This window comes from Pseudomonas sp. FG-3G (genome assembly GCF_901007645.1).
GTDB lineage: Bacteria > Pseudomonadota > Gammaproteobacteria > Pseudomonadales > Pseudomonadaceae > Aquipseudomonas > Aquipseudomonas rhizophila.
This window is the reverse complement of the sequence record NZ_CAAKGZ010000019.1, coordinates 41,062-60,265: the sequence shown is the minus strand read 5'-3', so window position 1 is coordinate 60,265 and position 19,204 is coordinate 41,062. Positions and strand designations below refer to the sequence as shown.

At 60.5% G+C, this 19,204-nt stretch carries 11 protein-coding genes and 3 pseudogenes; 4 read left to right on the top strand and 10 right to left on the bottom strand.

Annotation, left to right across the window (positions count from 1 at the left end):
* Window positions 1-116 precede the first annotated feature (116 nt).
* Window positions 117-1,820, top strand: coding sequence for an ABC transporter ATP-binding protein/permease (locus PSEUDOMOFG3G_RS09485; RefSeq protein WP_139049745.1), 1,704 nt, complete (start codon window positions 117-119; stop codon window positions 1,818-1,820).
* An 11-nt stretch (window positions 1,821-1,831) separates the two neighbouring features.
* Here the strand turns inward: PSEUDOMOFG3G_RS09485 and fabF are convergent, their stop codons facing one another.
* From fabF to PSEUDOMOFG3G_RS09470, 3 genes are read right to left on the bottom strand one after another with little or no spacing between them, the layout of a single operon-like run.
* Complete coding sequence (gene fabF, locus PSEUDOMOFG3G_RS09480) at window positions 1,832-3,121, bottom strand: beta-ketoacyl-ACP synthase II (RefSeq protein WP_139049744.1); 1,290 nt, start codon at window positions 3,119-3,121, stop codon at window positions 1,832-1,834.
* A 56-nt stretch (window positions 3,122-3,177) separates the two neighbouring features.
* The gene (locus tag PSEUDOMOFG3G_RS09475; RefSeq protein WP_139049743.1) at window positions 3,178-6,258 is read right to left on the bottom strand and encodes an efflux RND transporter permease subunit; all 3,081 of its coding nucleotides are present in this window, start codon (window positions 6,256-6,258) and stop codon (window positions 3,178-3,180) included.
* Window positions 6,255-7,364 carry an efflux RND transporter periplasmic adaptor subunit gene (locus tag PSEUDOMOFG3G_RS09470; protein WP_139049742.1) on the bottom strand — a complete coding sequence of 370 codons (1,110 nt, stop codon included), beginning with the start codon at window positions 7,362-7,364 and terminating at the stop codon, window positions 6,255-6,257. The genes PSEUDOMOFG3G_RS09475 and PSEUDOMOFG3G_RS09470 overlap by 4 nt, the downstream gene beginning before the upstream one ends.
* A gap of 222 nt (window positions 7,365-7,586) precedes the next feature.
* Between PSEUDOMOFG3G_RS09470 and PSEUDOMOFG3G_RS09465 the strand changes: the two genes are divergently transcribed.
* Entirely contained in the window at window positions 7,587-9,047 is a 1,461-nt protein-coding gene (locus PSEUDOMOFG3G_RS09465; RefSeq protein ID WP_139049741.1) for an efflux transporter outer membrane subunit, read from the top strand.
* A gap of 69 nt (window positions 9,048-9,116) precedes the next feature.
* Window positions 9,117-9,902, top strand: a complete 786-nt coding sequence (locus PSEUDOMOFG3G_RS09460) for an SDR family oxidoreductase (protein WP_139049740.1) — start codon at window positions 9,117-9,119, stop codon at window positions 9,900-9,902.
* A 102-nt stretch (window positions 9,903-10,004) separates the two neighbouring features.
* Here PSEUDOMOFG3G_RS09460 and PSEUDOMOFG3G_RS09455 read toward each other — a convergent pair whose 3' ends face one another.
* The 3 genes from PSEUDOMOFG3G_RS09455 to PSEUDOMOFG3G_RS09445 form a co-directional block, all read right to left on the bottom strand.
* Window positions 10,005-11,276: an OmpP1/FadL family transporter gene (locus PSEUDOMOFG3G_RS09455; RefSeq protein WP_139049739.1), complete on the bottom strand. Its 1,272-nt coding sequence runs from the start codon at window positions 11,274-11,276 to the stop codon at window positions 10,005-10,007.
* Between the two features lie 50 nt (window positions 11,277-11,326).
* Window positions 11,327-12,106, bottom strand: coding sequence for a thioesterase family protein (locus PSEUDOMOFG3G_RS09450; RefSeq protein ID WP_139049738.1), 780 nt, complete (start codon window positions 12,104-12,106; stop codon window positions 11,327-11,329).
* Between the two features lie 276 nt (window positions 12,107-12,382).
* Window positions 12,383-12,997 carry a TetR/AcrR family transcriptional regulator gene (locus PSEUDOMOFG3G_RS09445; RefSeq protein WP_047230136.1) on the bottom strand — a complete coding sequence of 205 codons (615 nt, stop codon included), beginning with the start codon at window positions 12,995-12,997 and terminating at the stop codon, window positions 12,383-12,385.
* 267 nt (window positions 12,998-13,264) lie between these two features.
* On the opposite strand from PSEUDOMOFG3G_RS09445, the gene PSEUDOMOFG3G_RS09440 reads away from it, so the two are divergent.
* A complete protein-coding gene (locus PSEUDOMOFG3G_RS09440) occupies window positions 13,265-13,966 on the top strand; it encodes a hypothetical protein (RefSeq protein WP_139049737.1) in 702 nt (233 codons plus the stop codon).
* Between the two features lie 34 nt (window positions 13,967-14,000).
* Here PSEUDOMOFG3G_RS09440 and PSEUDOMOFG3G_RS28355 read toward each other — a convergent pair.
* The 4 genes and pseudogenes from PSEUDOMOFG3G_RS28355 to PSEUDOMOFG3G_RS09430 all read right to left on the bottom strand — a co-directional run.
* Window positions 14,001-14,339, bottom strand: a pseudogene (locus PSEUDOMOFG3G_RS28355) (ATP-binding protein); the annotation flags it as partial.
* 519 nt (window positions 14,340-14,858) lie between these two features.
* Window positions 14,859-15,194: pseudogene (locus PSEUDOMOFG3G_RS28350) on the bottom strand (response regulator transcription factor); the annotation flags it as partial.
* Window positions 15,195-15,407: 213 nt separating this feature from the next.
* Window positions 15,408-16,457 (bottom strand): annotated as a pseudogene (locus tag PSEUDOMOFG3G_RS28345) (sensor histidine kinase); the annotation flags it as partial.
* A gap of 1,288 nt (window positions 16,458-17,745) precedes the next feature.
* Entirely contained in the window at window positions 17,746-18,846 is a 1,101-nt protein-coding gene (locus PSEUDOMOFG3G_RS09430) for an ABC transporter substrate-binding protein (protein ID WP_257220699.1), read from the bottom strand.
* Between the last annotated feature and the right edge of the window lie 358 nt (window positions 18,847-19,204).

The following is a 19,204-nucleotide window of genomic DNA, read 5'->3' as shown; positions in this document are numbered from 1 at the left end:
CGATAACGGGGCTCCCGTGGCTTTCCCTAATTAATGCAAACGATTAGCATTGGCTGATCCTATCCTCCCTCCCCTGCAAACTCAACGTCGTTAGCGACCAGGCTCACCAAGACCACATGCACACACTCCGCAATTTCTGGCGTCTCGCGCGGCCTTTCTGGGCATCCGAGGAAAAGTACCCGGCCCTGTTACTGCTGTTGGCCACCGTGCTGATGACCCTGTGCCTGGTCGGGGTCAACATCCTCACCAACTTCTGGAACCTGCATTTCTATAATGCCTTGCAGGCCCTGGACTACCACGGTTTCCTGATCGGCAGCCTGCAGTTCATCCTGCTGCAGATCGGCACGGCCGCCTTCACCGTGGGCGCGTTCCACTTCCAGCAGAAGCTGACCATCCGCTGGCGGCGCTGGGCGACCCGCAACATGCTTGATCAATGGCTGGGCAGCCAGCGCTACCAGAAGCTGAAGCTGACCGAAACCGAGGTCGACAACCCCGATCAGCGGATCGCCGAAGACATCGACCTGTTCATCGTCAAGTCGCTCAAGTTGAGCCTGGGCCTGTTGACGTCGGTGGTGTCGCTGTTTTCCTTCCTGCATATCCTCTGGCAGGCCTCAAGCCTGGTCAGCGTGCCGTTCAACGACCAGTCCATCATCATTCCGGGACTGCTGGTGTGGGTCGCCCTGGTGTATGCGCTCCTGGGCACCGGCCTGGCCTTCTGGCTGGGACGCGCGCTGCCCAGCCTGAATTTCATGCAGCAGCGACGTGAAGCGGATTTTCGTTTTTCGCTCATCCGCCTGCGGGAGAACGCTGACTCGGTAGCGCAATACCGCGGCGAAGTCGTAGAGAACGAACGCTTCAACCACCGCCTGGAGGCGGCGCTGGAAAACTTCTGGGCGCTGGTGAAAAAACAGAAACTGATCATGGGCTACTCGACCTTCTACTTGCGCAGCGCGACGGTCATCCCGATGTTCATCATGGCGCCACAGTTCTTCGCCGGCGCCTTTCCCCTCGGCCGCCTGACACAGATAAGCGCGGCCTTCGGCGAAGTGCACGCCGCCATCGCCTACCTGGTGAGCGTGTTCCCGGAGCTGTCGGAATGGAAGTCGGTGATCGACCGCTTGATCGGCTTCCAGGAGCGCCTGGATAACGTTGAGGTCAAGTCCCAGGTCAAGCTCGAACAACAGGCCGACGGTCTCGACATCAAGGACCTGGACATCTGGCTGCCAAATGGCCGGCCGTTGTTCAAAGACTTCAACCTGTCGCTCAAGCCCGGTGACAGCCTGATGATCCGCGCGCCGTCCGGCTACGGCAAATCAACGCTGATCCGCACGATTACCGGGCTTTGGCATCACGCTCGCGGCTCAAGCTGTTATGACCGTGATCGTGCTCTGACGCTTGCGCAGAAACCCTATCTGCCGTTGGGCAGTCTGCGTGAAGCGCTGTGGTACCCCAACCCACCCCGTCGCGAAGAAGATGCCGCGCTGCGCCAGGCCATGGAACAAGTCGGCCTGCAACACCTGAGCGATCTGTTGGAGCAGGAGCGGGACTGGGCGCAGACCCTCAGCGTCGGCGAACAGCAACGCTGTGCGTTCGTCAGGGCCCTGCTGGCCCGCCCGACGGTGCTGTTCCTCGACGAGAGCAGTTCGGCACTGGACTCAACCAACGAGGCGCGCTGCTATCAACTGCTCAAGGAGACGCTGCCGGAAACGATCCTGATCAGCGTCGGCCACAATGCTTCGCTTGAGCGCTTCCATTGGCAGATCCTGGAGCTGCAAAGCGAAGCACGATGGGTGCATCGGAAGGTGACACAACCGGTGTGAGTTCGCCGTCTCTATTTTGCATCCCAACGACGAAACAGGACGCTGGCGTTAACGCCGCCGAACCCGAATCCATTTGAGAGCGCATGGGTGATCGGCATCTTCCGGGCATTGAGGGCGACCAGATCGAGCCCTTCTGCGGCTTCATCGGGATGAAGCAGGTTCAGCGTCGGCGGTACGACCTGATCACGCAGCGCGAGCACGGTGAAGATCGCTTCAATGCCCCCCGCCGCCCCCAAAAGATGCCCGGTGGCGGACTTGGTCGAGGTGATAGCCACGCCGGAGTCAGCCCCGAACACCGAGCGAATCGCTGCCAACTCGCCGTTATCGCCCACCTGTGTGGAGGTCGCGTGGGCATTGATATGCTGCACGTCCGCAGGGCTGACCCCCGCCTGGCGCAGAGCCTGCTGCATGGCGCGCCGTGCGCCGCTGCCGTCTTCCGGGCCTGCGGTCAGGTGATAGGCATCGGCGCTGGTGCCATAGCCGACCAGTTCGGCCAGGGGCTTGGCACCACGGGCCAGGGCATGCTCAAGCGACTCGATCACCAGCAGCCCGGCCCCTTCGGCCATGACGAAACCGTCACGGTCGCGATCAAAGGGACGCGAGGCCTCCTGAGGGTGCTCGGCAAAGCCCGTGGACAGTGCGCGGGCGGCGGCAAAACAGCCCAGGGTCACACGGTCTATCGCCGCTTCGGTACCGCCACATATGGCGATATCCGCCTCACCGCTTCTGATGAGCCTGGCCGCATCGCCAATGGCTTGCACCCCGGCGGCACAAGCCGTTACAGGCGCACCGAGAGGCCCCTTGAGCGCATGCCGGATGGAAACGTGCCCGGCCGCCATGTTGGCGAGAAAGGCCGGCGCGGTGAATGGCGACAAGCGGCGCGGCCCACGCGCATCGGTGGTGCGTACAGCGTCGGCAATTGCGCCAAAGCCACCGACGCCCGATGAAATGATTGTCGCGGTGCGTTCCTGGTCTGAGGCTTGCGTCGGATGCCAGCCTGCCTGCGCCAGGGCTTCATCGGCAGCGACCAGGGCGAACTCGATGAAGCGGTCCATCTTCTTGCGATCCTTGACCGAGATGAAGCGCTCGGGGTCATACCCCGCAACGGCATCCTCTTGCAGAGACGGCACCTGGCCGCCCACCGCAACGCCGGTACCCTCGGTGATATCGCCAGACAGGTTACGGATACCGGAACGTCCCGCCAGCAACCTCTGCCAGACTTCTTCCACTGCACAACCCAGGGGGCTGACAATGCCCATGCCTGTGACGACGATTCGCTTTTGACCTTCGGCAGTCATCATAAAAACCTCTTCATTTCTCAGTCGACATCCACTGACAACAGCATGCGTCTGCTGACTTACGCCAGCCTCGCTGTTTCAGTTTGGACCTGTTTGTCAGGATGGATCTTGAACCAGATGGAATACATCGCCGGCAGAAACACCAGCGTCATGATGGTGCCGACGAAGGTCCCTCCGATCAGCGTGTAGGCCAGCGTCCCCCAGAACACGGAGTGTGTCAGGGGGATGAATGCCAGGATGGCCGCCAGCGCCGTCAGCAGCACCGGCCGGGCCCGTTGCACGGTGGCCTCGATCACCGCGTGGAACGGGTCCAGCCCTTCTTGCGCGTTGTGGTGGATTTGCCCAATCAAAATCAGCGTATTGCGCATCAAAATACCCGAGAGCGCGATCAGGCCGACCAGGGCGTTGATTCCAAACGGCTGCTGGAAGATCAGCAAGGTCGGCACCACGCCAATCAATCCCAGCGGCGCGGTGAAGAACACCATGACCATCGCCGAGATTGAGCGTACCTGGAGGATGATGATCAGCAGCGTCAGGGCAACCATGATCGGCAGCAGCGGCACGATCGCCTGGCCGGCCTTGCCCGACTCCTCGATGGCCCCCGCCTGCTCGATCCGGTACCCGTCAGGAAGGGTGTCCATGATCGGCTGCAGTTGTTTGAGGATTGCGCTCGATACGTCCGGTGGCTGCAAGCCTTCGGCAATGTCGCCGCGCACGGTAATGGTCGGCGTGCGATCACGCCGCCGCAGGATTGGGTCCTCCATGCGCACATCCACCTCGCCGACCTGGGACAGCGGAATACGCTGTCCCGCCGTGCCCACCAGGGTAAAACCTTCGATCTTGGCGGGATCGAGTCGAATATCACCTGCGGCGCGACCAACCACTTGCACCGAACGGATGTCCTCGCGAACCGCCGTAATCGGCACCCCCGTGAGCAGGAACTGCAACTGCTGGGCGACGGCATTCGAGGTCAGGCCCACCGCCTGCAAACGATCTTGATCAAGACTGAAATGCAGCGTCGGCGTCAGTGGCCCCCAGTCGGTATTGACGGTCCGCATCATCGGGCTCGCCTGCATGACGTCCTGTACCCGACCGGCGATCTCGCGCAACGTTGATGGGTCGGACCCCATGACCCGGTAGGCCACGGGGAATGGCGAATACGGACCAAACACCAGTTGAGTCACCCGCACCCGCGCCTCCGGGGCGAGCCCTTCGGCGACCGCTTCGCGAAGACGGAACTTGAGGGTTTCACGGGTCTCCTGGCTGCTCGTCAGCACCACAATCTTGGCGAAGGACGGGTCAGGAAGCTCCGGCGCCATCGCCAGGTAGAAGCGCGGCGCACCTTGACCGATATAGGCGGTGACGATTTTCGCCTCATCCTGTTTTTGCAACCAGGCCTCGACCTTGGCCGTGGCGGCGCTGGTCTGCTCGATGGAGGTTCCATAGGGCATCTGCACCTCGACCATCACCTCGGGACGGTCTGAGGTCGGGAAGAATTGCTTCTTGACCAGGCCCATGCCGAGAATCGCCACGACAAATGTCGCGACCACGGTGCCGGCCACCCACCATTTGCGCGCGATGACGCGGGTCAGGACCTGGCGAAAGCGATTGTAATGGCGGGTGTTGTAGATAGCCGCGTGACCGCCCTCGACCGGCTTGATGTCCGGCAATAGCTTCACCCCAAGATAAGGGGTAAAAGCCACCGCGACGACCCAGGAGGCGATCAGGGCGATGCCGACGATCCAGAACATGTTGCTGGTGTATTCGCCGGCGGTCGATTGCGCAAAGCCGTTGGGCATGAAGCCAATCGCCGTCACCAGGGTACCGGACAGCATCGGCGCGGCGGTGTGGCTCCAGGCATACGCGGAGGCTTTGATCCGGTCGTAGCCCTCCTCCATTTTTACCACCATCATTTCGATCGCGATGATCGCGTCGTCCACCAACAGCCCAAGCGCCAGGATCAGCGAACCCAGGGTAATCCGGTCGAAGTTCTTTCCGGTGGCCGCCATCACCACAAACACTATCGCCAGTGTCAACGGTACGGCGGCTGCGACCACAACGCCCACACGCCAGCCCATGCTGAGAAAGCAAACGAGCATGACAACCAGCAGCGCGACAAAAAACTTGACCATGAACTCACCGACGGCCGAGTCGATGTTCACGGCTTGATCGGTGACCTTGGTCAACGTCATGCCCAGTGGCATGCCTTCATTGATCTTGGTCGTCTCGGCGTCCAGTGCCTTGCCCAGGTCCAGGCCGTTCCAGCCCTCGCGCATTATGATCCCCAGCAGCAGCGCCTCTTCGCCGTTATTGCGAACCAGGAAAGTGGCCGGATCTTCATATCCGCGCTCGACTGTCGCGACGTCCGAGAGCTTCAGCGTGCGCCCCTGGATCGCAAGCGGTGTGTCGCGAATTTTCGCCAATTTATCGAAGGCACCGTCCACCCGCAGGACGACTTGCGGCCCTTTGGTTTCGATCGAGCCGGCAGGCGTGAGCAGATTCTGGCTGTTCAGCGCGGCGAAGATATCCTGGGGCGAGACGCCCAAGGTCGCCAGTCGATCATGGGAGAACGACACAAAGATTCGCTCGGGCTGCTCACCGATGATGTTGACCTTCTTCACGCCCGCCACATGCAACAGGCGCTGGCGCAACGCTTCGGCATCTCGCACCAGCAGGCGCTGCGGTTCGCCTTTGGCCTTCAGGGCGAACAGCGCGAAGGTAACGTCCGAATACTCGTCATTGACCATCGGCCCAATGACGCCCGCCGGCAGCCGAGTGGCCTCATCGTCGAGTTTCTTGCGCGCCTGATAGAACTCCTCCTGCACTTGCGAGGGTGGCGTGCGATCGACCAGCGAGACCATGGTGAAAGCCAGACCTGGACGGGTGTAGGTTTCCGTGCGGTCGTACCATTTCAGTTCTTGCAGGCGCTTTTCCAGCGGCTCGGCGACTTGGTCCTGCATCTCCTGGGCAGTCGCGCCCGGCCATGCAGTGATGACGGTCAACTGCTTGACCGTAAACGGCGGGTCCTCGGCACGCCCCAACTGGAAGAACGCCAAGGTACCCGCGACGGCAATCAGAAAGATCAGGAACACGGTAATGGAGCGCTCGCGAACGGCGAGTGCCGATAAATTGAGACTCATTGACGGCCCCCGGCAACCTTCACGTCACCCTGTGGGCTCAGTCGCACTTCCTCGCCATCGCGCAGTAGATGCGCGCCCAGCGCGACAATGCGCTCGCCAACCTTGAGCTCACCTGCAACTCGGGCAGCGTCGTCACTCAAGCCCAGGACCTGAACAGGCCGCCAGCTGACTTTCGCCGGTTCGCCGGCAATGACCCACACACCGGTTCCCTTGCCTGGGTCATAGAGGGCAGCGATCGGAACTTGCAGGACCGGCCCTTGCGCGGCGTCTTCGGCGATCCGAAGGGTGACGGTCGAACCCAGCGGCGCATTGGCCAGCCCGCCCGCCAATACATACCGCGCCTCAAAGGTGCGTGTCACAGGGTCAGCCGAATCCGACAGCAGCCTCAGCTTGGCAGTGACAGCAGCCGAGGTGTTGCCGTAAAGCGTCGCCTGCGCGGTGGACCCTGCGGCCGGACGCAAGGTTTCTGGCAATTGCACGATGGCTTCGCGCTGACCGGCCCGTGCCAGTCGAACCACCGGCTGCCCAGGGCTGACCACCTGCCCGGGTTCGGCGAGCGTCTCCATGACCACGCCATCGGCGTCTGCCAGCAGTACGGCATAGCCCGACGCATTCCGGGCCACGTCAGCCTGAGCTTGCGCGGCGCTGAGTTGTGCCTTCGCGGTATCGGCTGCGGCTTTGATCTGATCGTAACCCGATGCGGAAATGGCGCCCGCAGCCACCAGATCACGATAACGAGCCTCGTCATCTGCGGTCTGTTTGGCTCGGGCTTTGGCGGCAGCGACAGCTTCTTGCTGCGCTCGTGCTTGCAAGCCTAAGTCGATGGGATCCAGACGCATGAGCGGCTGACCACGCTTAACGCTCTGACCGGTATCGACCAGACGCTCAAGCACCTTGCCCGACACTCGGAAACCCAGGTCACTCTGGACGCGAGCCGCCACGACTCCGGTGAATGAACGCCAGAGGCCAGACGAATCCTGAACTTCGGAGACCCTCACCAAAGGGGCGAGCGTGCGCGGATCTTGGGCGGTGGAAGAGTCGCCACACGCCGTCAGGACGAGAGGCAACAAGCAAGCGGCAAGGGTGACAGGTCGAAGCCGGCGCATAGATTCCCTACTTGAAGAATAGAAACAGGTGTCACATTCTCTGGCGTGTGACCAATACTGTCAATGGTCACAACCATTGCGACCAAAGCCCGTATTGCAGTTTTCTCAGCACCTATTGCGACCAAAGCCTCCACGGATAGCACCCACCGATAAGGCGTTCATTGACAGGAAGTGACCAATATATAATATGGTCACACATCAGTCTCCACTTCAGGAATCTCCATGTCGCCACTGCACCCCGCTGCTCTGATACTGAGTGCCAGTTTGATGGCAGGCTGCGCCGTTGGTCCGGACTATCACCGTCCGGACACTGCGCTATCGGACCGTTTCCTCGGTCAGCCCTCTGTCGAACAGCGGCCCGCGACGATGCCGGCCAGTCTCGTAGCTTGGTGGGAAGGCTTTGATGACCCCGCGCTGACCGAATTCGTCGCCAAGGCACTTGAGCAGAACCTGGACCTGGCGCAGGCCTCGGCGCGCGTCGCGCAGGCGCGGGCCGGCCTGGGTGCGGCCAATGCCGCTTTGCTGCCCTCGGGCAATATCAGCGGCCAGGCCGCGCGCGCCTATCAGTCAGTCGAAACCCCACTCGGCCAGGTGCTGAATTCAACGCCTGGCTATGATCGGTATGGAAGCACTTACGAACTCAACCTCGGGGCCAGCTGGGAGGTCGATTTGTTTGGCAGCCTGCGCCGGTCACGCGAGGCCGCCCTGACCGAATACCAGGCGTCCGCAGCGGGCGCCACGGCCACCCGCCTGGCCGTCGCTGCGCAGACCGCCGACATCTACATCACTGTCCGCGGATTGCAGACCCGTTTGGGCATTGCGAACCAACAGGTCAAAACGCAACAGGAACTGCTGGAGAAGGTCCAACTGCTCTACAGCAAGGGCCTCGCCGCCAGCTATCAGGTTCGCCAGACCGAGGGCGCCTTGGCACAGGTCCAAGCGACAGTGCCGGTCCTGCAAATTGGCCTGGATGCTGCGATGAACGCACTGGACATCATGCTCGGCACGCCGCCCGGCACGCATCGCACACAACTGGCCAATGCGCGGAGCATTCCTCTGGCACCCCAGATAACCGCCATGGGAACGCCTGCCGATCTGCTGCGCCGCCGGCCCGATCTCATCGTGGCCGAGCGCCGTCTAGCGGCCTCCAATGCACGCATCGCAGAGGCCGTTGCTGAGTACTATCCAAAATTCTCCCTCAGCGCGCTGCTCGGTAGCGCCACAGCCGTATCCGCCGGCAACCTTTTTACCGGCGGCGCCAGTCAGTCGGCGGGTGTATTGGGACTGCGCTGGAGGCTCTTCGACTTTGGCCGTATCAACGCACAAATCGATCAAGCCAAAGGACAGGAAGCCGAGGCCCTGGCCGCTTATCGCCAGTCCGCGCTGCGTGCCAGCGAGGATGTCGAGAATGCGTTCTCCTCCTTGGTCAATCGCGAAGCCCAGGCAACCACCCTCACCGCAGCAGAGACGGCCCTGACTCAGGCTCGTCAATCCTCGTTCATTGCCTATGAGAAAGGCACCGCCAGCCTCATCGACGTCCTGCAAGCCGACGAAACACTGCTGCGAGCTTCCGATGCCCGAGCGCAAGCGCGAACCGAATCGGCACGAGCGGCGGTCGCCGCGTTCAGGGCACTGGGTGGTGGCTGGCAGCCTTCTCACGCCGAGCCTGTGGCAAGTCGATGACGTAACCAGGTGACGTGGCACCACCTGCGCGCCCTCCTCCTTCAGCTAAAACCAGCAGAGAACAGCAATATGAAAACGAACGATAACTCTTGGGTGCTCATCACGGGCGCGTCGAGCGGATTTGGCGAGGAATTTGCCCGGCAGTACGCAGCACAAGGGAAATCGCTGGTCCTGGTAGCACGCCGATTGGATAAACTTCAGGCGCTGTCGGCGCAGTTGCGCGAACGCTTCGGCGTTGAGGTGCTCGTCGAGCAAGTCGACCTGTCCTCGATTCCGGCGATCATCGAACTGCATCAGCGACTGAGCGAGCGTGGTGTCGTGATCGATGTGCTCATCAACAATGCCGGTCATGGCTTGCAAGGGCCCTTTCTGGATCAATCCGTAGAACAATCCCTGGCCATGATCGATTTGGACATTGCCAGCCTGACAGCATTGACGCGCCTTTTCGCGACTGACATGCGGGCCCGAAAACGCGGACATATCCTGATGGTTGCCAGCCTGCTGGCCTTCCAGGGCGTGAAGAATTTCGCCGTTTACTCTGCCGCGAAGGCCTATGTGCTTCGCTTCTCTGACGCGCTTCATCGTGAACTCAAAACCGACGGCGTCGTCGTGACCGCACTTTGCCCCGGGATGTCGGACACCGGATTTGCACAAAGCGCCAGGCAAAAGCTCACACCGGCCCTGAAAATGGTGATGATGCAGCCCCAGCCCGTTGTCGCTGCGGGAATCCGTGCGCTGCAAGCCGGACGCATGAGTGTCGTGCCAGGCTTTGGCAACAAAGCGATTACGGTCTTGACCTGGGCCACGCCTCGCCGGTTTCACCAAGGCATCATGGCGCACGTCATGGGCGTCTGAGTGGGCGATGTGAAGGCCTTCCCGAAGGGAAAGGAATGCCTACAAAAAGGCCGGAGGCAACCTGTGCCCCCGGCCTTTTCGTTATCGTAAAGCGGCAATCAATCAGAAACGATAGCTGACAGAAGCACCGAGGCCGCTGGCACTGTTCTTATACGTGGAGCTGTAGGCGCCCCGGGTCGCTGAGGTGTGATTGACCTGCACGCTCTCTTCCCACAGATAAGAATAGGCAACGTCGATCGTGACATCGTCCACCGGCGTCCAGCCTGCACCGAAGCTGATCACCGTCCGGTCGCCCGTAGGAATACGTGGCCCGCGGTCGGTGTTGTTGGCGGGCGACTGGTCGACTGACAAGCCTGCGCGAAGCACCCACTGGTTGTTCAACCGGTACGCCGTACCGATGGCGTGGGCCCACGTGTCATGCCAGTTCTGCTCTTCGGCAACGGTGCCCAGCGAGCCACTGAGCAAAGGAGGCAAACCCGAGTTCTGGATGACCAACTCCTTGAAGCGACTCCAGCGTGTCCAGGTGCTCCCCGCATAAAGCGTCCAGTCATCGTTGAGCTGATGAGTCACCGAAAAGTCCACCGACTCCGGTGTATCCACATCCAGCGAAGCGTCATAGCTCTGGCCGCTGACGCCCAGCAAGCTGAAGACTCCACCAGTAACCTTAGTCTTGGCGTCCAAGTGGTAACTGACTTTGGAGTGGTACGTCAGACCCAAGCGGGTTCGGTCAGTAGCCTGCACCAGGATCCCCGCGTTGAAACCCAGGGCCGTGTCGTCGCCGGTGCTTTTGAGTTTTCCATCATTGCGCCCAGGGCTGAGTGGATTGGGCACCATCCCGGACAACTCACCGCTGATACGGTTGATGGTAGGACCGAACCCGATCGACACTTTGTCGTTAAAGGCATAGCTGATAGTGGGCTGGAACGTGAGGGTCGTGACCTCGCTTTTGTTGGCGTAATAACGCCCGGCGAAACCGCTGCCATAGTCGGTAATCAGGCCGAAAGGAACATAAAAACCAACACCGAACGCCCAGTGCTCATCAATGGGTTTGACGTAGTAACCCATCGGCACCGTGGTCGTTGGCACCATATCGCCGTCCTGCTGGCCACCGAAGGTGCTGCGAGTCTGGCTGATGTCGGACTTGGCGAAAAGCGTCGCCGCCCCCAGACTGACCTGCTCCCTCTTCAAGCGAGACATGCCCGCCGGATTGCCAAAAACGGTGCTCGCATCTTCAGCAGAAGACGAGCGACCGGCAAACCCGGATCCCATCCCACTGATGCTTTGCTCATTGAGCGCGAAACCGCTCGCCAGCACATGAGAAGTGGCGAGCGCAACAGCGAGACCTAGCGGGGTCTTGAGCCATATTTTTTTCATTATTAGAACTCTTACAGCAGTAGCTGAGGTGAATGAAGCGGGTGGTTGTGTTATGTGAAAATTGCCACGGTCTGACGCGCCCAAAGCACTCGTCGACCGCTTTCGTCCCAGATTTCCATATCTTGCAATGAGTAACCTTCCAGAGCCTGCTGGCTGAAAGAACTGATGAGAAACCATTCACCAGCACCGGCCGGCTGCGGTAGATCAATCATCCAGGACGCAGAGCTGATGGCGGCGGGCTCGGTGAAGCAGGTCATGGCGGCTGGCGGCAAACTGTCAGCGAGCGCAACCAAGGCGACGGCGGGGTCCACGCCCTGTGCATCCAGGTGGCGCACCCACATCAACAGTTCGGGATTTTCTGCGCCAGATACTGGCAATGAACCGCCCGCCACGCGCATCTCGAAGTTATGGGCGCAGGCCGGTGCGACGTTGCTATCCAGAACCAGCGTGGAGTATTTGGATGGCCCCTCTACAAGCGGTCTTCCCCAGGAGTTGTGGCTGATTTTGCTTTCGCGCGGCTGAGCGAATAACAGCGTGGTGCGCAGCGCCAGGTCATCGCCCGACATACAGTCGACCGCTACCGAGGTGACTGACCGCCCTTGACGCAACACGCTGGTTTCGAATGTCTGGGCCTGTGTGACAGGGCCAATGAACGACACCTGGGCTGACCTGAACGGCGGAAAATCTGTCGGACACTCACGCAAAACCGCTTGCAGCGACAGCGCCGCAGACAGGCCCCCAAAGACCGTGCGCCCCTGTAGCCAGTTGGGTGGTGCAATAAAAGGTGAGTCTGGATCGAATTGCTGCAGCATCTGGGCAAAGCTGGTCATATCAACGCTCCCCTGAACTGACCGGTCGTGATCCCCACCAAGCAGCACGCAGGCGTCGCCCTCTCCCAATCGAAACGGTGGATGGAATCGGTGAAGACCTAAGCTGAAGGCGGCGCTGGATCATGGCGATCTCTTGAGAACAGATGCGCCATACTTATTCATGTGACCATTTGTGTCAACAGTCACAATCCAGACAAATAGACACCTTCATCAGAAGGTAAAATCGCAGGGACCACGGGGATAGGTTGCAACGGCAATGCGGCCCTCAGCCGAAGCTCAGGGCATGAGGCTACGCAGGATGAGATTGGAGGTGAGCGTCGGGGCATCCTCGATGCGATCGAGGTTGTACTGCAACAGCAAAGGATTGACGAAAGGCTGGAGCGCCAGATGTATCGCGTCTACCGTCTCGTCCAGTGGCGTCCTGCGCTCGAACTCACCGAGTTCTCGCCCCTCTCGTACGATCTGCAGAACAAAGTCTTTGATCCGGGCATTATAAACCTGCGAGCTTGGCCAACGCTCCGAGGCCGAGAACGCGGCGATGTCATAAAGCTTGCGGTCGTTGAAGAACAGGTCCGCGCCCGTGACCATCAGTGTTTTGACCATGCGTCTAAAGCGCTCCGTAGGTGAGAGGCCTTCCACGTTGATGGCCTGCTCCACGGCGGCAACGATTTGCGCCAGACAATTTTTGCAAATGGCTTCGCCGATTGCCTGCTTGGAATCAAAGAACTTGTAGATGTAAGCCTTGGAAAACCCGATGGCCTTGGCCAGGTCGGACACCGTGGTCTTGCCGTAACCGTATTGACTGAAATGCTCATTGGCCGCCGCGACAATCTGGTCTCGGATGTCATGGTCGACTGGGCCACGGACGCTGGGGGATATTGGCTGGTTCATGCGGTCAGCTTACTCACCTCAAAGGCGGTTGACAACTTGTGACCACATTGTAATTAAGTCACATATCTGGCGATTTGGCTGGATAGCCGTTTGCATGTCAGGAGCTGCCATCGGCGCAACTGCCCTGCTGTACCGGGCGTATCTGGGACTCGCCTCCAATGCTTTTCCTCATCGCTGCGCAAGCTGACGTAGCACCGGGTGCTAACGTCAATTACGATAATCCGCACCGCCCGCCCCCCCCCAAAAAAATAGTTGGAAGGTCAATCTGTGCATCTGAACCGTTGGAGTTACACCCTATTGGCCTGTCTGCTGCCGCAGTTGAGCTCGGCCAGCACACTGCACATAGACCCTCGAGCCGAGAGCCTTTACCAAAAAGCTGTCCCCTACCTACTACAAGCGAATTCCAAGCTCGAAGCAGTGACCGCTGATACTCCAGCTACAAGCGAAGAGGAGCGGCAGCGCTCCCTGACCTTAGCGGAAGAAGGAGGACTATTACTCAAGCCCGCGTTTGCTCTTCTTGAACAAGCAGCGGTCCTTGATCATCCCGTAGCTCAATATCGTCTCGGACTGATCTACGTGATGCTGTCTCCAAGCGAAGTGATCAAAGAGAAAGCTTGTCCCTTGTTTGAACGAAGCCTCGCCCAAGGCTTTGCTCCACCGGCACTTGAAATTGCCTACTGGTGCTTGGCATTCACCGATACGCCCGAGTACCAAAAAGCCTTGAAGGCCACAGAAACCAGCATGCCACTTTACGAAAAATATTTTCCTCAGCCTGTTGTCAGGCTTGAGTGCAGGCGTGAAGAACCTGTGGGCTTCGCCATGCAGTGGGGCGATGGTCGGGATTACCAGGCAGAAATCTACCGGCTACAAGGCGATAGCAATCGCGCACAGCGCTTGGAGTATTACCAGAAAGCTATCGATATCAATGACTGTTACAGGGCAAAAAAACGCATGGAATATCTTAAATAGTCTTTCGTACGCAACTGTGCCGGTTCGGTGTTCATCACTTAATCTGCGGAGCATCAAGGGGAACATCAAGGATGAAGGTTGCGCCCTGTCCAGCCCCGTCGCTGTACACGGTCAAGCTGCCCCCCATTTCCTGCGCGGCCAGCGCGCAGCTGTGCAGGCCGAAACCGTGACCGTCTTTGCGAGTAGTGAAGCCATGGGAAAAGAGCCGCGCCAGATGCTCTGGTGCAATCCCATTGCCGTTGTCGGTCACGGTGATACGCAATGCTGGCCCGTCAGCCAGGAAGGCGCTGAACGTGATGCACGGGCTGCGATCGATCACGCCGTTCATTGCTTGTTTGGCATTGCGGATCAGGTTCACCAGAATCAGCAGCATCCGGTGCCGGTCCAGCGGCAGCAAGGGCAAGTCGGCAATGTCCTTGACCACCGTCACCTCCTGGCGCGCCAGTGATCCAGCACTCATGCGCAAGGCATCATCGATCAACTCCGGGACCGGTACTGTCTCGACGATACTGACAGCAACGGCATAGGACTGCTGGGCAGCGACAATGGTTTTGATGTGGTCAATGCCCTTGGTGAGTTGCCCGAGCTCTTCGATGATGCCCTGTTGCTCTATCGCCACCACCTCCGCCAGCTTGAGCAGGTAGCCGGGCAGCATCTTTCCTTTGTGGTCTGTGGTGAGAAAATCGCTCAAGTCATGGACGTGTTCGTTCATCATCTGAGCCACCTTGCCCAGCCCCTGGGCTTTGGAGGTGCGCATCAGGCTGCTGACCAGTTCTGCCGATACGTTCACGCTGTTAAGGACGTTGCCGACGTTGTGCAGCACAGTCGTGGCGATTTCGGCCATGCCCGCCTGACGGGATTTTGCATGCAGTTCGGTTTGCACGTGACTCATGCGGAGCGCCGCGCGCACGCGAGCCATGAGCTCCAGCGGCGAGAAGGGTTTGGCGATATAGTCATCGGCGCCACTCTCCAGCCCGGAGACGCAGGCCTCGCTACCGCCACGGGCGGTCACCAGGATCACCGGTAAATGGGCAAAGCCGGCGCTGGCTTTGATTCTGGCTGTCAGGCCAAATCCATCGAGTTTCGGCATCATTACATCCGAAACGACCACATCGATGGGTCGACGCTGCAGGAGTGCCCAGGCCTGCTCGCCATCAACTGCGGTGGCGACGATGTAATCGTTTTGCAAAAGTTCTCTGAGATAGCTGAGCATTTCCGGGCTGTCGTCGACCACCAGCACTCTGGATCGCAAGGCGTGTTCCGGGTGCTGCGCGTCGCCTGCGCCTTGCGTCGCGACTTGGTCGTTGCGACTGCCTTGGTGGCCGTCGTCGAAACGCAAGTGGCGCTGCTCAATAGTGCTTGTTGTGCTCGATGACGATCGCTCCTGCATATTGCTGGCTTCGCTCGGCACGGTGTTTTGCTCGGCCCCCAGCGGAAGTCGAACAAAGAAGCACGAACCCCGTCCAGGCTCGCTGTTCACGCCCACTTCGCCCCCCATCAGTTCGGCCAGATCCTTGACCAGGGCCAGACCGATGCCTGTGCCGCTGTAGTGGCGCGTGGCGGAATTGTCGATCTGGGAAAAACGCTGGAACAGCAACGGCAGTTTGTCAGGCGCAATGCCGATCCCCGAGTCTTGCACCGCGAGTTCAAAACGCTCGCCATCAATCAGCGTCACTGCCAGGTGCACGGTGCCGCCAGCGGACGTGAACTTGATGGCATTGCTCACCAAGTTGAGAAGAATCTTCTCGAAGTGTCGGGGGTCCAGGAACACCGTGCCGAGCGCAGGATCGATGCTGCTGGTCAGGGTGCAGCCTTTTCCCTCGGCCACCATGGCGGCATCCTCGGCCAGCACACCCACCATCTTGTTCAAGTCAATTGGCGCCGGACACACCTCAAACTTGCCCGCTTCGGCTTTGGAGAAATCGAGAATATCATTCACCCGGTTCATCAAGCGCAGTGCGTTGCGTTGGGCGCGGTCGATTTGCACATGCCAGTCCGCCGGCGGGATGGTCGCCGCCGAGAGCTGCTCCAGGGGGGCGAGAATGAGGGTCAGGGGGGTGCGCAGTTCGTGGCTGACGGTGGCGACGAAATCGCTCTTTGCCTGGTTGGCCGTCTCGGCCTGGTTGCGCGCCTGAATGAGCTCGACGGCCTGCGCCTCCAGCACCTCGGTCTGTTGATGCAGCGTGTCGGTCCGTTCGGCGACCATTCTCTCCAAGGAGGCCTGCACTTGCTGTCGTTCGGCTTCAGCCTCAGCCTCCAGCACCCGGATGCGCAGGGCATTCTCCTGGAACACCCGTACGGCGCGGGTCATGATTCCAATCTCGTCACCGCGTCCGGCACTGGCGATCTCGGCGTTCAGGTCGCCGGCCGCAAGCCTGCGCATGACCGAGGCCAGGGCCACGATGGGCTGTGCGATAAATCGCGACGTGCTCCAGGCGATGGCGCCGGCTAGCAGGATGGCGACGGTACCTGCAATTATCGTCGCAAGCATGCCGCGATCATTGTGGACCAAGGCGTCGGAACGCGCTTGACCCGCGAAGCGCGCAACCAACTGGCCGGCGCTGCGAGCCTCGTCGCGAACCTGATCGCGTGCATCGCTCAAAGCGTTGCTCGCCTGATGGAACCTGGCGAACGCCGCCCGGTAGCCGGCAATCTGATCGCTGACCGTCAGGGGCGTAGCCTTGGCTTGTAGCCCCACGGACGAAGGCAGAACGCGCGCGAGACGGGAAAGTTCATCAAGGATGTGGCCGACAGAGCTGGCGACCTCCGCTGACGGTGACAGGCGAAACGACAGGGTCTGCGCCTCCAGGGTGGCAACACGCTCGGCGAAACGCTTGGACAACGCGGCGGCATTGTGCAGCAAGCCGGTGGCAGCCTGAATGTCGCTTGCATCATGAGCAACGCGCCCATCCACCTCACTCAACATTGCCTCGAGGTGCTCGACCACATTCCCGACGACGGCGAGCTGCCGCAACGCCTCGCCTCCCCGCAACTTGGGCGCCTCGCCAAGGTGCTCTACCGTCACACAGGTAGCAACGACCGCTGTCGCCAACTGGTCCAGGGGCTCTCTCTCCTGCGGCTCCCCCATCACCTCGCGCAATTGCTCGACCACCGGCGGGAGTGCCGCGCAAGCGCTGTGCGCCGCGGCCGCCCCATCACCGGTCACCAGCATCTTGGCCACATTGGCGATGATGATCCGTTCGCCGTTGCGCAGGATATCCAGGATGCGATGGGCGCTTTCAATGTTGCTCACCTGCGCCTGGTGCTCAGCGGTGCGGGCGTCAAGCCCCTTCAGCCCATCGGCGATGCCCTGTTCGACCAGGATCGTCGCCTCTCGCATCCGGCCGTAGTGGGCTGTCATGTTCTCCGTTTCGCCATCCATGGTCAGGGTCGCCGCCCGCAAAGCGGCGATCGCCGCGGCGAGCCTGTCCAGACCGCCCTTGAGCGATTGCGCCTCTGCCACCGCAATGGCGGTAAGGCCGGCAATAGCGGTCGCCACCATGCCTTCGGCTTGGGAGAGGCTTTCCTGGTCGCGGGTGGCGATGAAGTTTTCCACCCGCTCGGTGGCCCCGTTGACCGAGGCCAGAATTTCTGCGGAATGGCTGGCCGAATCCACCGAACGAACCATGCCTCGCAGGCCATAGAGGTTGACTAGCGATACCGCCAGCATCAGAAACACCAGTGCGGCGACTGCCAGCCCGATCCTGACGGCAATGGGCCTGTCCGTGGTGGGTCTGAATGTCAGCACCGCGCCTCGCCTCCTCGCTCCCCGCCCACCACTACTGCTTCGTCACCTCCCGCAAAGGCGCCGGCGGCGCCGTATGGTTGATGGCCGCGTCGATCATCGCCGCAACAGAAGCCTGGCTGTAGAAAGGATTGGCGGCGCCGCCCACCGGCATAGTGGCGAGCCAAGCGTCCAAGTCCTTCGCATCGATGCGTACCAGCGGCACCTCGACGAACTTCGGCACTTGCTTGCCCGCCAGAATCTGCTGGGCCACCCAGAACCCCACCTGGGAAACGCTTGGGGAGGCGGAGACCGAGACGGTCTCGTAGCCATTGGCATCGCGCTCCTGCTTCCACAGGGCAAGTTCGTCCTGACGGTTCCCCATCACAATGATCGGCAAAGGGCGCCCCGCCGCCTTGAACGCCATGGCCGCGCCATAACCGTCGCCCCCCTGAGTCGCGACGGCATCAATGCTGGGCAGCGACGGCAGTGCCAGCGCCACCTCCTTGCGTGCGACGGACGCCGTCCAGTTCCCGTACACGGTCTTGGCGAACCTCAAGCCCGGGTAGTCGCTGGCGGCCTTGCGAATGCCGTCGCTGATGTTTTTATCGGTGGCATCGCCGGCAATGCCGCGGATCTCCAGCAGTGTTCCGTTCCCCTTGAGACGCTCGGCGATATAATCCATTTCCACGCGGCCCATGGCGGACCAGTTGTAGTCCACGGTATAGACGCAGCTTTCGGTGACCAGACTGGCCATGACGACCACCACGATGCCAGCGTTGCATGCATCGCGAATCACCCCGTTGAGGGCCGTGTCGGACGCGGCCAGGATGACGATGGCGTTCACGCCTTTGACGATCATGTCCTGGATATGGGCCGCCTGTTCCGCTGCGGAGTTATTGGCGCTGACCACCGGAGCCTCGCGGACCAAGCCATCCTTTTGTGCTTGGGCCGCCACCTCCTGCCAGTTGCGCACCATCACTTTGCGGAAATCACTGCCCGCGTAGGAGTTGCTGAAGGCAATGCTATAGCTTGAGGTAGGGCCGCCGGCGATGCCGCCATCGGCAGCTTGGGCTGGATTGGCGACAACCATCGCCAGCCCGGTCACGCAGCCGGCGAGGCGCCATAAGATTTTGTGGAGTGGTTTAGTGTTCATGCGGCTCTCCATGTCCTTGGGATTTACCAAAAGTAATCCACCTGCATTTGCCGACAGTCTGGATCGACTGCTCGACCTGGTTGGAGAAGTCGGCCTTCAGATTGGAGATCGTCGACCCTGTGAATGAAGCGCCCAAACGCTCACGAACTGAGGAGATATTGCCCATTGATCAAGCTGCGCCCCTGGGCACCGGTTACCGGATTGCTCATTCGGTCATTCCAATCATAGAACCGGGCACGAAGAACCAGAGACATACAGACTCCTTTCCTTGGCGGCTGAAAACCGAAATCAGTACATTGCCTGCAGTGACACTGAGCATAGTCTCAAGGTGCCCACTTCGCTCGCGGCCATGAAGGAT